Origin of the sequence: Accumulibacter sp., assembly GCF_029255145.1 — a bacterium.
Lineage (GTDB): Bacteria > Pseudomonadota > Gammaproteobacteria > Burkholderiales > Rhodocyclaceae > Accumulibacter.
In genome coordinates this window covers 1-13,463 of record NZ_JAPUVQ010000106.1, presented here as the reverse complement: position 1 = coordinate 13,463, position 13,463 = coordinate 1, and the positions used below count along the sequence as shown (strand labels likewise).

The following is a 13,463-nucleotide window of genomic DNA, read 5'->3' as shown; positions in this document are numbered from 1 at the left end:
GTCGGGGATTCCCGGATGGCGCGAAACGACATCTGCATCCCGATGGGTCGCTCGTGTCGCAAGTTGGTCTGCCACTCGATGGCGTTTCGCAAAAGCAAAGAGGCTGCTTCATCAGCGGCATTTCTGCCTACCATGCTCAAGAGGTATCAATGATCCGCCTGCTCGAAAACATCAAGCGCAAGTTGTCACCACCCAGGATTTCTCCAGCCGCCAGGATCGAAATGGAGAAGGATCGCCAAGGTCTCGCGGCGACCGATCCAGGTCCCGACGCCGTCATTGAGGCGTGTGCGGGGTGGCTGTGTGCTGCCCAGGACCACTCCGCATCGGCGGACGGCGGCGTCGCCCGCCATTACAGCCTGACCAAGGGCTGGGCGACCTCCTACCCGGAAACCACCGGCTACATCATTCCCACGATCATCGAGCTCGCTCGGCGCCGCGGCAGCGCTGACCTTCATGCGAGAGCGCGACGAATGCTGGACTGGTGCGTTGCCATCCAGTTTCCCGAAGGCGGGTTCCAGGGCGGGCTTGTCGATTCGCTACCGCGCGTGCCGGTCACCTTCAACACCGGTCAGATCCTGATGGGCCTGGCTGCCGGTGCGGACCAATACAATGACCCACGGTACATGGAGGCGATGCACTCGGCGGCGGCGTGGCTGCGCGATTCGCTCGATCCCGACGGTTGTTGGCGCAAGCACCCGACGCCGTTTGCCGCGCCCGGTGAAAAGGCCTATGAAACGCATGTCGCCTGGGGTCTTTTCGAAGCCGACCGGCTTGCCCCGGGCAAGGGTTACGGCAGCGCCGGCCTTCGCCAGGTGGATTGGGCCATCGGAAAGCAACAGGCGAACGGCTGGTTCGCATCGAATTGCCTGTCGGACCCCGACAGGCCCCTGACGCACACCATCGGCTATGTTCTCCGGGGAGTCATTGAAGGCCATTTGTTTTCCGGTCGGGCCGATCTATTGGCTGCGGCGGTTCGCACGGCTGACAGTCTAGTCGACAGGATCGATGGCGACGGCTACCTCGCCGGCAGGCTTGACCGAAACTTCAAACCGGCGGTCGATTTCGTATGTCTTACCGGCTCCGTACAGATCGCCCACTGTCTGTTCCTGCTCTACCGCCTGACCGGAAATGCCAATTATCTGGCGGCAGGCAAGCGCGCGACGCGTTATGTTCGCCGTACGATCAGCATTGACGGCCCGGTCGAAACTCGCGGTGGAGTCAAGGGCTCGTTTCCGGTCAATGGCGATTACGGTCGCTGGGAGTACCTCAACTGGGCTGCCAAGTTCTGCATTGATGCCAACCTGCTCGAACTTGACTTGACCAGCCAACCGGACTAGCTCGGGGCAATCCATGCCAAGGAGCGCTCGAATGTCTAGCGTCTGGCAGTCAGCCCGATTTCTTGGTCTCGGCGCGATCCCGCGGCGTAAGGGCATTTCGTGGTTCGCACTATATTTAGCGATAATCTGAGGGTTATGGAGTTTGCAACTTGCGTGCCTGGGGCAGCGGATTTCACCATACGCTCCTTCGCGGCGGGGGCATTGCGCAGGGCAATGCGTCGTATCGTTTGTGGGTTTATGTCATTTTGAATGCACTTGGAAACCTGTGATGAGTCACTGAACTCATCGTGAACATGATTTTCTGGAGCGAGTAATTGTCCGCTATTGTTGATGTGACCAAGCCGGCTGAGCGCCTTCCCGCGCTGACGGGCGTGCGCGGAATCGCGGCGCTGTGGGTAGTAATGTGGCATGCGCGGACGCATTTTTACGCCGGTACCGGCTTTTCCGATATCGCGTTTTTCGAGTTGGCATGGTATGGCGTCGATATATTCTTCATGCTTTCCGGATTCATACTGTGCCATGTGCATCTGCAGGATTTCCGGAAAATGACCTGGCAGGCGACAGGCGCGTTCATTTACTTGCGTTTCTCACGAATCTATCCGGTGCATCTGTTCACTCTTGCGATTGTCGTTGCTTTCTTTTTCTTTACGGTCGCGCTTGGAAAGCCGATGGATGGCCGGCCGCGCTTTGGCTTGGATCTTTTCGCTGCCAATCTGTTTCTGGTGCAGTCGTGGGGGTGGGCGCCAAATGAGTCGTGGAACATTCTCGCCTGGTCGATCAGCACGGAATGGTTCATGTACCTGCTGTTCCCGCTGATCGCGTATCTGCTCTCACGGTTGCAATGGGGCGTTCGAGCACTGATCTGTGCCGCGCTGTCGCTATTGCTGCTTGTGGTATCCTTCCGCCTGCTGGGATTGGAGAGCACCTATTCAACGTACCACTTTGGCGTAATCCGGACTTTTTTCAGTTTCGTCGCGGGCTGCTTTGTTTATGTAGCGTACCGGTCTGGAAAACTGGAAAGCTGGCCATGGCGAGCGCTGGAATGGATAAGCGTTGTTTGGCTATTGAGTGCTCTTTTTTTCTGGCGGTCCTCGTTTGCCGCTCTTCCTGCGGTTGCGCTACTTATCCTGTCGCTGGCCATGGGACAGGGCGCGGTTTCGCGATTTATTGGCCTGAGGCCGGTCGTGTATCTTGGCGAAATTTCGTACTCGCTGTATATGGTGCACATGATTGTTCTCGAATTGTGCTTCTTGCCACTCGACTATACCCGCTATGGGATTGATGCCAGTCCGGCGCTCAGTCTGGCATGGCTTTGCATGTCGTTTCTCGTCGTTGCCGCGACAACGCTTTGGACCTACAATCACGTCGAGAAGCCGGCGCGTATTTATCTGCGCCGGCTTGCCGGCCGCTGACGGCCGAAGCTGCCGTCGAATTGGCAGGCTCTCGGTCAGAGGCCGCGCCGATAAGGTATCATGTGTTTCAAGACTCGTTAAATCATTGGGAGACCGTTTCGTGCCATCGTTGCTAGATCGACTGCAAAGTGTATTTCGTACCGCGTTCAACCTGCCCGAGAATTCCAACTGGAATGCCCTGATCTACGGAGAAACACGGGGGTGGGATTCGGTCGCGCACATGGCGCTGATCGCCGCGCTCGAGGACGAGTTTGACATCATGATCGATACCGATGACGTGATCGACATGAGCAGCTTTGCGAAGGCCCGAGAAATCCTGGCAAAGCACGGCGTGACCACATGATTTCACTGGAAGGGCGGGTCTGTCTGGTTACCGGTTCGACGCGCGGCATCGGGTGGGCTACCGCTGCCAAATTCGCCTCCGCCGGGGCTCGTGTGATACTCAATGCCAGGGGCGCGGATGGCGGGCTCGAGGAGCGGCGGGCGGAGCTCGAGGCCGCCACTGGTCGCGAGGTATACGCCCTTGCCGCCGACGCTGGCGATCCCCGACAGATCAAAGCCTTGTATGGGCAGATATTCGAGACCTTCAGAAAGCTCGACGTGCTGGTCAACAACGCCGGGGTCATGCGGGACGCGCGCTTGGGGATGGTCACTCCGGAGTTGGTGGCCAGCGTCTGGTCGGTGAACGTGACCGGGGCGCTCCTGCACCTGCAGGAAGCGTCGAGGCTGATGAGCCGTGGCAAGTCGGGGTCCATCATCAACCTGAGTTCGATCATCGGACGCGTCGGGTTTGCCGGGCAGACGGTCTATGGCGCGTCGAAGGCGGCGATTATCGGCATGACGCTTGCCGCGGCGAAAGAACTGGCAGCCAAGAACATCCGTGTCAACGCCGTTGCGCCAGGGTTTATCGACACCGATCTCACGCGCGCCCTCGACCCGGCGAAGCGCGATGCCGTGATTCACTCCATCGGGATGGGGCGTGCCGGAAGCGCGGACGACGTTGCCGGAGGCATCCTGTTTCTCGCTTCCGACCTTGCCTCGTACGTCACCGGACAGATCCTTGGCATCGACGGCGGGATGGTCGTCTGACGATGTTTGATCTCGAAAACCGCACCCGTAGCGGCGAGCCGGCCGTGATCTGTGCGTCCACCGGACGTTCCTGGAGCTATCGGCAGCTGCACGAGGAGGTGGCGCTCCGGTTGCGAGTGATCGCGGATCTCCCTCGGGCACTGTTTTTCCTGTTTGCCCGCAATGAGGTGGACTCGTTGTTCTGGTATCTCGCCCTGCTGGAGTCCCGGCATGTCGTGGCCTTGCTCAATGCGGATCTGAGTGTCGAACTTCGAAGCGGGCTGGTGGAATCGTATCGGCCCGACTTCGTGCTGGGCGTGGACCCCGAGTCGGGCTACGTGGGCGCTGCCGGAAACGGGCTATGGTCAGCCGAGAACGCCACTCCTGAGCCCTTGCACCCGGATCTGTGCGTGCTGCTGCCAACCTCGGGAACAACCGGCAGCCCCAAGTTTGTCCGCCTCTCGCGGAGCAATCTGACGGCGAATGCGGAGGCGATTGCCAGGACGCTGCGCATCGAGCCCTCCGACCGCGCGGTCGCGCACCTGCCGATGCACTATTCGTATGGTCTTTCGGTGATCAACAGTCACCTGCAGGCGGGTGCCAGCTTGATGCTCAGTACGGCTTCGCTGTTGCAGGCGCCGTTCTGGAATGCGATCCGGGAGCACGGGATCAATTCGTTCTCGGGAGTTCCCTATACCTACATGATGCTGCGGCGCTTGCGCCTGGATCAGCTCAACGTCCCCACGCTGCTGCGGTTTACGCAAGCGGGCGGCAAGCTTGATGACGCCGTTATCGCCGACATGCACCAGGCAATCACCGCCCGCAGCGGCGAATTCTGGATCATGTACGGGGCAACCGAGGCCACTGCGCGCATGACCATCCTCGACGCCGAACTCCTGGCAGGCAAAGTGGGGTCCGTCGGCAAGGCACTGCCGGGGGGTGAGCTGCGTATCCTCGACGAGTCAGGGGACGCGTTGCCAAACGGTTCGCCGGGACAGATCGAGTACCGTGGTGCGAACGTCATGATGGGATACGCACTGCAACGCACCGACCTGCAGCGGGGTGATGATCTGCTCGGGCGCTTGCTGACTGGCGATCGTGGCTACCTGGACGACGACGGATTCCTGTACGTGCTGGGACGCGCCAAACGTGACGCCAAGGTATTTGGCTTGCGGCTGAATCTCGACGACATCGAGGCCATGGTGATTGATTACGGTCCAGCAGCCGCGGTCGAGGGCAAGGATCGCATCGTTGTTTTCTGCGAGTTCGACGCGCCGGAGCAGCTGGAGGCGGCGAAAACGCGTCTGTCGGTTCGCCTCGGGATGAGCCATCACGGCTTCGACTTTCGCCGCATCGAGCAGCTGCCGACGCTGGCGAACGGCAAGATCGACTATCCGACGCTGTCCAGGCTGGCATGAACTTCGACGAACTTCTGGCCGCGCCCCAGTTCAGTCTGCCGCAGGCGGACAAGGACCGGGTACTCGGTGCGCAGCTTCGCGAACTGACCGAACGCCACCGGTCGGCGTGCGCAGACTACCGGAAAATTGTCGACCTCATCTTCGCGGGCGGTCGCCAGATCGAGACTCCGGCCGATGTGCCCTTCCTGCCGGTCAGCCTGTTCAAGACGCGGACCCTGCGCAGCATCCCGGAGAGCGAAGTCTTCAAGATCATGCATTCGAGCGGGACCACCGGCCAGGTCCCGAGCCGGATCTTTCTCGACCGCGAGACGGCACGCAGGCAGACACTGGCGCTAAGCCGGATCATGACGCATGTCCTCGGCGGCCGGCGCCTGCCGATGATCCTCGTGGAGAGCGACGGGATCGTCAAGGACCGGCGCCAGTTCAACGCCCGCGCGGCCGGACTGCTCGGCATGCTTACCTTCGGCCGCCAGCACTTCTATGCCCTCGATGACGACGCCAGGCTCAGCGTTGACGGGCTGCGTGAGTTCCTGGAACGTCATGGTCAGGAGCCCTTTCTCATCTTCGGCTTCACTTACCTCGTCTGGCAGCGCTTTTTCGAGGTCATCGCGCCGCTGCTGATTGATCTCTCGAATGGCATTCTGGTGCACAGCGGCGGATGGAAGAAGCTGGTGGAACAGGCGGTGGACAACGGCGAGTTCAGACGTCGCTTTCGGGAGGCCACGGGCCTGAAGAGAATCTACAATTTCTACGGCATGGTCGAGCAGGTGGGCAGCGTCTATCTCGAAGGCGACGACGGCTTGCTCTACGCGCCCAATTTCGCGGACGTGATCATTCGCGATCCGCTGACGCTGGAAGTGCTGCCGGTCGGCGAGCCCGGGCTGATCCAGGTGTGCAGCGCGCTGCCACTCTCGTACCCGGGACATTCGCTGCTTACCGAAGATCTGGGGATTATCCACCATGTCGATAATCCGCAGAGTGGGCGATTGGGCAAGGCGTTTTCGGTGATCGGCAGGATACCCCGCGCGGAGCTTCGCGGCTGCAGCGATGTGTTGGCGGCGACGGTGGGCGGATGAAACTGAATGCGGTAATCCCGGCGTCGGGGGTGATGGACGTCGAAGAGTTCGCGCGCCGGCATCGGGGCCTGCACGGGGAGCGGACACCCTTTGCAGCGGACCTCCTCGAATTCTTTGGTCGTTTTTCGCGCGCCATCTTCCAGAGCCGCGAAGCGTCCCGCTATCCCGAGCTGACAGCGCTGGCGTACTGGATGAGGCCGGCCGAGCTGGAGCGGCTGCGGGCGGAGTTTCACGCTGCGGTGCCAGCGGATACGGTGGTGATGCCCCGCGGAACGGTATTTCATATTCCTCCCGGCAACGTGGACACCATTTTCGTCTATTCGCTGGTCCTCGCGGCCTTGATGGGCAACACCAACATCATCAGACTCTCGGACCGACCGTCGCCGCAAACGGATATTCTGGTCGACTTGCTGGGGCGCCAGATCGACGCGGGCGGTTCGTTCGAGGGGTTGGTCAGCGTCGTCCGTTACGGCCACGACGCTGAGATCAACGCTGCCTTGACCGCGCTGTGCGATTGCCGCGTCGTCTGGGGTGGCGACAACACCGTGCGCACGATACGAGCGACACCCTTGCCGCCCCATGCCGTGGAACTTGTCTTCCCCGACCGATACTCGCTGGCCGCCCTCGACGCCGGCGCCTACCTGGCGCTCGCCGAAGCCGACCGCCCGGCGATAGCGGCTGATTTTTTCAACGATGCATTCTGGTTCGACCAGATGGCCTGCTCTTCACCACGCCTGGTTGTATGGTGTGGCGGCAAAAACGACGTTGCGGCGGCATCAAGTCTATTTTGGCTCGGCCTCGAAGGCGAGCTTGAGCGCCGGGCTTACATGGCCCAACCGGCTGTCAGTGTGCGGCGCCTTGGTTTCTCGTGCGAAGTGGCAGCAGATCAGGCCCTGTCGGCGCATGTGCATGGCCGGTACTTCACGCGCCTGGTGGTGTCAAGCCTCGACGGCTTTTCGCGCGAACACTGTGGCGGCGGCCTGTTCTTCGAAGCTGCGGTCGAGAGCCTCGAGCACCTGGTTCCCTTCATCACCCGCCGCGACCAGACCATTTCGTATTTCGGTTTCGCCCGGCGACAACTTGAAAATCTTGCCGGCATGCTGATGGCGCGCGGCGTCGAGCGTATCGTGCCGATCGGTCAGGCCCTGAAGTTCGGCCGCTTCTGGGACGGGCACGACATGCTCATGTCGTTTGGGCGGTACATTCACATCATCACGCCGCGCGCGCGCAAGCGCTGATCTTCCGGCGGCAGGAACGCGCGGAGCGGCGTGGCAGGGGTCAGCGAGCCGCAGCCAGTCGAGCAAAGTCGTAGCAGTGGACGCCACTATCGCATAGGCCAAGATACGCCAGCCTTATGCTCTCGCAGTCGAGCAGAACCAGTCGGACTCCGCCCACGCGTGCCTCGCGCCAGGCACCCATGCTCCTGAGGGGCGGGATCAGTCGGCGAAGGACGCGAATCCGGGCAACCCTTGAGTCGAAAAGCCTTGTTTCCGTCGGAATCCGGGTGCCGTTACGGTCAATGCTCGCGAGCTGGAAGACTTCCGTGGTGAACGGGGAGTGCGGCAGCTTGTCCTCGTAGAGTTCCTCCAGCGTGTGAAAGAAAGTCATTGCCTGGATGTCAACGTCGATCAGGAGGATGCTGCCGCCTCTGGTTAGCAACTCGTGGAAAGGCGAACCACTGCCGCAAGGTGTTCTGGCGGCAGGATGACCGGCGGCGATCTCTTCGGCGTCTTGTCCCCATACCGCGACCGGGTGAGTCGGGTGTATGCTTCTCACGGTCGCCGGCATCCGGCGCAGCAACTCAGTCAGTATCCCCATTTGCGACGGGCTGCGACGAACGTTGAAAGTCTCTGACTTCGCATAGTCGCTGGCCAGTCCGGTAAACGGCATGGTCGGCATCATGATCGTTCCGCTCTCACCGACCACGGACTGAATGACCCGGAGGGCGTCCAACGGCGTTCCCGCGAAACCGATGAAACGGTCGACCGAACTGTGCACCATGACCCGCGCGCCCGGCCGCAGCCCGGTAGCCTCTAGAGCAATCCGGAAATCGTTGGCGTCGAATCGACGGAAGGTCTTGAAGTAGGTGCGCCGCGCGCGATGAACGAAGGACTTCACGGTTTGCTTCAGGCCGGAAAGGGCGTTTGACATATTCATGCCGGGCGCGCCGCCGTCTTGCTGTGAAATCTGATTTCGCTAGCCGCTACCATCAAGGGAAGACGCGATTTGTAGACTGAGTTCAGATACTTGTATCTCCCGCGCTGGTAAGTCATTGATATTCCCCCGACGTATGGTAGCGCGCAGTCGTGCCAGCGTCATGCGGGCGTCGTCCCAATGAGCGCGGCGGGCAACGCGGCAAAAGAGAGACCGGAGACCTCGTAGATGCGGTGGGGCACCCCGAGAGTTTTGAATTGGCGGACTGCATTGATCTCATTCAGCAGAATCTCCTGCTCGATAATAAGCGGAAAGTGTCCCAGACTGATACTTACCGTGAGTGACCGTATCCCAACAAGCCGAAGCCGCGAACCATCTTTGATTTTGGTCGGCACATGTTGTTTCGTCTAGCGAAATCTCTGGAGACTCCGGCTCCTGTGCTTCTGAGCACCGGCGTTGCAGTCCTGAACTTGCCCGAAGTGGTTGGCAATGCGGCTTGGCCCACACAAGCCGCTTATAGCCAACCACGGGTGAGGACGCCGAGTAGTTGGTGACGGAACAGCGGCTCGGCGACCAGATGGCGTATCCTCTTGACGCAGGCCCAGGGACCATTCTTCCGCAACATATAATATAAGCCCATTGCCTCGTCCAACAGCGCAAGCCGACAAGTCGTCCGCCAAGAGCCGCGCAGTACCTGCGGACGTTTCAGATCCGCCGACAGTTCTTCCAAGCGCTGTACCTGCGAGCGCACTTCACCCGGTAAGAGCTCAGCGGGCCGATGGAACTGATGGTCAATTGCGACGTGAGTGACGGTTGCGGCCTGTACCACCGGTCCCAACTCCAAAGCCAGAAAAGCACCATAGCGCGTCTGCTGATATCCGCCTTGGTACTCTCCAATCGCAAATGCCCAGTTACCTAGCGAATAAGCGATCGTCTTGCCCTTATAGGTCTCCATGCCCTGAACAACATGGGGATGATGCTGAATGACGGCATCGGCGCCGCAATCTACAAGCCGTCGTGAGAAGCGAACCCGTCGTGGTGACGGGTGATCAACGAATTCCTGGTCTGCATGAAGGATGACAATAACGAAATCACAGCGCTTCTTGAGGGATTGGACCTGGTGCACCAGACGGGCCATGTCCATCGGCGCCGAGCCAAATCTGTGAGCAGTGGCATTAGCGTACGCGAACTCCGCCCCGCAAACGAAGCCGACGGTTCGGTCGCGCACGTCTACAACGTGCGGCGACACTGCGTCTGCGTAAGTACAACCGGCACCGAAATGCGGAATGGCGCTTCTTGACAGGGTATCGAGTGTGGACTTTAGTCCAGAGAGACCGTAGTCAGCAATATGATTGTTGGCCAAACATAGATGTAGATTAGGGACGCGAACCAATGCGGTCGTAACGCTGGACGCAACAAACAGATTGGCGGTAAGCTCCCCACTCGCATCCCGATCCTGAATTGTGCATTCAAGATTCCCTATCAGAAGATCGACACTCGAAAGTAGTGCCAGCACCTCGGAGTGCAGCACTTCATCCCCAAGTTCCGCGAGAAGTTTAGTATGGGCAGTACCAAGTCCGAAGTCGCCAACGAAGCCGATACGGATCTGCGCAATGTCAGCCTTAGCGGAAACCTGATTATTCATCACGACATCCTGTGGATTGTTGCGAGTTGCTTTGCGATCGCGGCCTCAAGCCTGATGGCCATCCTGAGAAGTCGGAGCGCTACAATACACAATCGATACAGAGACAAGCGGAGATTACAATTGTGCAAAATAGCGCCATTATTTCCCGCAGCCCCGACTAGCAAAAACGTACTCGTCTCGAAATGACTGTCGGCACCGTCAGCGGGGGCCGTAGAACAGCCGGCAAAACAAGCAGAGAAACAGCGGCAGCGAACGCGGACGCAAACGATCCGAGAATCAGTTCAGATCGGATCATCCAGGTGGCCCCCGGCAATCGCCAAGTGTCGCTGCAGCAGCCCAATCATTTTCGTTGCATAAGTGTAGTCCTTCGAAAGCAAAAATTGCACTAAATACGCAAAACTGAATTGCAAGCGCGAGATGATTTCGTGCGGAAATTCACCTGCGGTCAGAATCTCCCATCCGCGCTGGTTGCTCAGCTTGCTGCGGAAACGGGCAGCGGCGCCGACCCTACCCTTTTCCCACTGCGTTCGACCTTCAAGTTCTCTCGGAATCGGCAACGGACAGGGTTGATGACCAGGGTAGGTCTGCCAAGGCAATGACAACATCGATTCCGGGTAGTTAGAAACCACCTTCATATAGAAGTCATGGTTGAAGGCATACTCGATAGGAACCGAATGCATGAACTCAATCAGCTTCATATCGTAAAATGGCGTCAAATATTCAATTCGCGATAAATCAATGTCCTCAAAATGCCCACGCATCAGTGCGCGGGCTTCCTGTGAAAAGTGAAAGTGATAGAATCGCCGGCCTGGATCCGGGAAGTGGCTATCGGAGAAACCGCTCTCGATCGCTTCCTTCGCCAGCGCACCAAAGCGCGCAGCGTAATGCGCCTTGGTGCTACGAGGCCAGACGATTCGCTTGTGTCGGAGGTATGATTCAGCAGCATCTCTGGTACGATTGTCGCGGAGTAGAGAAACGATTTGAGGCAGTACGTGAACATAACCCAGAGTAAAGCTGCCGTCGAACCCGTGCCAAACCAGTCGCCCGGGATTCTTGAGATGATTCTCGTCCCCACTTCGAAGATGCTTGACCAGCAGAGCTGACATATCCGGATAAGATGTGCCCGGCGGACTAGGCCGCTCCTCATGCTGTGTGCCAGAGAGTTCGGCGAACTGGCGGGCGAACGTCTGGTCCTGTGAGCCGGCAATGGAGAAATTGATCGACCGAACATCGATACCCCGCTCTCGCAGGAGGGTCACGATCACGCGCGAGTCGAGGCCTCCCGTAAGCATCGACGTTGTGGACCGTATGGTGCCGGTCCGCACGGACACAGATTCTGCCACGACGTCGGCACCGGTTTGCGCCAAGCGATCAGGGGACTCCGACGACTCCTGGAGATCGTCCCACTTCCAGTAAAAAGAAGTCTTGGTTTCTCGTTCTCCTACCACCAGCATTTCGCCGGCTCGCAGCCTCTTGATGCCCAAGTAGGGGGACCGGTTACCAAGCTCCGTGCCGAAATGCACAAGATCGGCGAATCCGGCGAGGTGAAGAACTTTCCGTACCGACGGAATGCTTTCGAGAATGCGCAGCGCCGTCGCAAAAACGACATGCTCCCCGTCATTGCAGAAATACATGGGGCGTAGTCCAGCACGGTCAGTGGCTAAAATCAGTCGACCTCGTGCTTCGTCGTGATGAGCGACACAAAAAGCTCCGCGCGACGTGCTCAGTGGGGTGAGGTTGCCAACTAGTAACGCCTGATGAATCTCTTGTGCGTCCGCTGCCCTCGTCCGGGCAGGATCGGCAGCGCGCTGCTCGCCGATGGGGTCGCCAACAAGCATGGTCGTGGCCCCATCCGGGCCGCGACACACACCTGACGCGCCAAAGGCGCCGATGTCGATCTTGGCAAGAAAGCAACGGCCCGACTGGACCTCTTCAATTCGATCGGCTGGATTTCTGGACAGAGTTGCGACAAGATCGGCGCGAAGGGTCTGATCACTGCCCGCCGTCTGGCCCCGATAAAAAAATCCTGCTAGAACTGTCAACTGTTTTCCTCATCGGTATCAAGATAGAACCCGCAACGGAAGCAATCGGGCTCCTACGACGAAAGCACCACATTAAGATTTTGGGAAGTGACGATCGCGCAAGCACTGAGGCGTCCCTTACTTTCAAAGCAAGGTGACGAGTGTCGCTCCAGAGCGATAGCGCTTCTTAGATCATGCTTCTCTCCGGCGGCCAAATACCGGTTGAATCCGCCCACGGGTGAGCCACAACCCCATCTTGTCAAGCCACTCCATTTCAAGAGAGAAGAATTTAGCAGGCAGTTGGACTTAAGAATCTCGGCTATGCTATATGCAACACGGTGATTTGCTAGCGTTATTGTCAGACATCTCGGCCATTTATACCGTTGTGAGCCAGACTTCTCGGCGAAACTAACTCAAAAAAATGCGACACGCATTATTTGGCGGCCGCTGCGAATCATGATCGCTTTTTAAGTAGTTGTTTCCACACGTGAATTAAATTTTCGGAAAGTCCGACAGCCTGCGAGGGGCGCGATCAGGCGCGACGGTGAGTATATGTACTCATGTCAAGTGCTGTCAATCTTGACGTTGGCCCCAGGGAACTGCTGAAATGGCACGGGTGTTGTGTGTTGAGCGCCTAAATTGGCCATGTGCACGCGGCACCTCACGGCGGGCGCTAGTCGAGCTTCGACCTCGCCATCTGATCGCGCACATAGTTGCACGCAGCTAGGCAGATCAAAGGGCGTTCCCCGATCGACGACATACTTTCGCGCCCCAACCCGGCAGGACGGTTGATCCGTTCATGGCGAGAGGGTGCGGATGATAGCAACGGCGCCCGTCATGGGCAACACCAATCACCTGCTAACCCGGTAGGGGTAAACCGACAAGTAGAGCCCCGAGCAAGTGGAACCCCGGCTCAGCCTTGACGCGCTCAGGAATTGCCCCACTCTTGCTCACAAAACCGGACCAGCCCAATTGTCATGGTTGTGCGCGCGAGAATGCCGCGCACAGCCATTCCAGCGCGCACTTGCCTCTACAAGGGGTCGAGGGTGCTCTGCGCCGGGATGTAAAAACCGCAGCCCCTTGTCTCCGCTCCGAGGCAAAACCTGGGTGTTGGCGCGTGCCAACGGTGGGTCAACTTCCGTGAGCGTTGAGGGATCAGGGGAAAAAGTTCAGTGCCAACGCTCATGAAGCCCTGTGGACGCGTCCACTATCCAATGCTCTCAACGTATCAGAACAAAGTCATACCCCGTTCTTGTAAGCATGTGATAAATGTGGCTTTTGCGTGAATTTTCTGGGGGATGACCGGTTTGGTTTAATCTGGACGAGGTTCTT

11 protein-coding genes are annotated in these 13,463 nt (G+C 58.9%); 7 read left to right on the top strand and 4 right to left on the bottom strand.

All coding sequences use genetic code 11. The annotated features are described in order from the left end of the window. The first annotated feature begins 149 nt into the window (after positions 1-149). The 7 genes from Q1L50_RS10850 to Q1L50_RS10820 all read left to right on the top strand — a co-directional run bounded on the left by Q1L50_RS10850 (position 150) and on the right by Q1L50_RS10820 (position 7,549). A complete protein-coding gene (locus Q1L50_RS10850) occupies positions 150-1,337 on the top strand; it encodes a hypothetical protein (RefSeq protein WP_300338460.1) in 1,188 nt (395 codons plus the stop codon). A gap of 314 nt (positions 1,338-1,651) precedes the next feature. Then, entirely contained in the window at positions 1,652-2,749 is a 1,098-nt protein-coding gene (locus Q1L50_RS10845) for an acyltransferase (RefSeq protein WP_300338457.1), read from the top strand. A gap of 151 nt (positions 2,750-2,900) precedes the next feature. After that, entirely contained in the window at positions 2,901-3,092 is a 192-nt protein-coding gene (locus Q1L50_RS10840; protein ID WP_300338513.1) for an acyl carrier protein, read from the top strand. After that, the gene (locus Q1L50_RS10835; protein WP_300338454.1) at positions 3,089-3,838 is read left to right on the top strand and encodes a glucose 1-dehydrogenase; all 750 of its coding nucleotides are present in this window, start codon (positions 3,089-3,091) and stop codon (positions 3,836-3,838) included. The genes Q1L50_RS10840 and Q1L50_RS10835 overlap by 4 nt, the downstream gene beginning before the upstream one ends. A gap of 2 nt (positions 3,839-3,840) precedes the next feature. After that, the gene (locus Q1L50_RS10830) at positions 3,841-5,235 is read left to right on the top strand and encodes an AMP-binding protein (RefSeq protein WP_300338452.1); all 1,395 of its coding nucleotides are present in this window, start codon (positions 3,841-3,843) and stop codon (positions 5,233-5,235) included. Further along, a complete protein-coding gene (locus Q1L50_RS10825) occupies positions 5,232-6,311 on the top strand; it encodes an acyl-protein synthetase (RefSeq protein WP_300338449.1) in 1,080 nt (359 codons plus the stop codon). Before Q1L50_RS10830 ends, Q1L50_RS10825 begins: the two co-directional genes overlap by 4 nt. Then, entirely contained in the window at positions 6,308-7,549 is a 1,242-nt protein-coding gene (locus Q1L50_RS10820) for an acyl-CoA reductase (protein ID WP_300338447.1), read from the top strand. The genes Q1L50_RS10825 and Q1L50_RS10820 overlap by 4 nt, the downstream gene beginning before the upstream one ends. A gap of 40 nt (positions 7,550-7,589) precedes the next feature. Here the strand turns inward: Q1L50_RS10820 and Q1L50_RS10815 are convergent, their stop codons facing one another. The 4 genes from Q1L50_RS10815 to Q1L50_RS10800 form a co-directional block, all read right to left on the bottom strand. After that, positions 7,590-8,468 (bottom strand): AAC(3) family N-acetyltransferase, encoded by an 879-nt coding sequence (locus Q1L50_RS10815; protein WP_300338444.1) that lies wholly within the window; start codon positions 8,466-8,468, stop codon positions 7,590-7,592. Between the two features lie 158 nt (positions 8,469-8,626). After that, complete coding sequence (locus tag Q1L50_RS10810) at positions 8,627-8,860, bottom strand: hypothetical protein (protein ID WP_300338442.1); 234 nt, start codon at positions 8,858-8,860, stop codon at positions 8,627-8,629. Between the two features lie 119 nt (positions 8,861-8,979). Next, a complete protein-coding gene (locus tag Q1L50_RS10805) occupies positions 8,980-10,110 on the bottom strand; it encodes a CapA family protein (protein WP_300338439.1) in 1,131 nt (376 codons plus the stop codon). 281 nt (positions 10,111-10,391) lie between these two features. Then, positions 10,392-12,152: an asparagine synthase-related protein gene (locus Q1L50_RS10800; protein ID WP_300338437.1), complete on the bottom strand. Its 1,761-nt coding sequence runs from the start codon at positions 12,150-12,152 to the stop codon at positions 10,392-10,394. Between the last annotated feature and the right edge of the window lie 1,311 nt (positions 12,153-13,463).

Coding starts and splice junctions, on each gene's coding strand:
- Q1L50_RS10850 (WP_300338460.1), top strand. CDS start 150: ATGATCCGCCTGCTCGAAAACATCAAGCGCAAGTTGTCACCACCCAGG.
- Q1L50_RS10835 (WP_300338454.1), top strand. CDS start 3,089: ATGATTTCACTGGAAGGGCGGGTCTGTCTGGTTACCGGTTCGACGCGC.
- Q1L50_RS10830 (WP_300338452.1), top strand. CDS start 3,841: ATGTTTGATCTCGAAAACCGCACCCGTAGCGGCGAGCCGGCCGTGATC.
- Q1L50_RS10825 (WP_300338449.1), top strand. CDS start 5,232: ATGAACTTCGACGAACTTCTGGCCGCGCCCCAGTTCAGTCTGCCGCAG.
- Q1L50_RS10820 (WP_300338447.1), top strand. CDS start 6,308: ATGAAACTGAATGCGGTAATCCCGGCGTCGGGGGTGATGGACGTCGAA.
- Q1L50_RS10815 (WP_300338444.1), bottom strand. CDS start 8,468: ATGAATATGTCAAACGCCCTTTCCGGCCTGAAGCAAACCGTGAAGTCC.
- Q1L50_RS10805 (WP_300338439.1), bottom strand. CDS start 10,110: ATGAATAATCAGGTTTCCGCTAAGGCTGACATTGCGCAGATCCGTATC.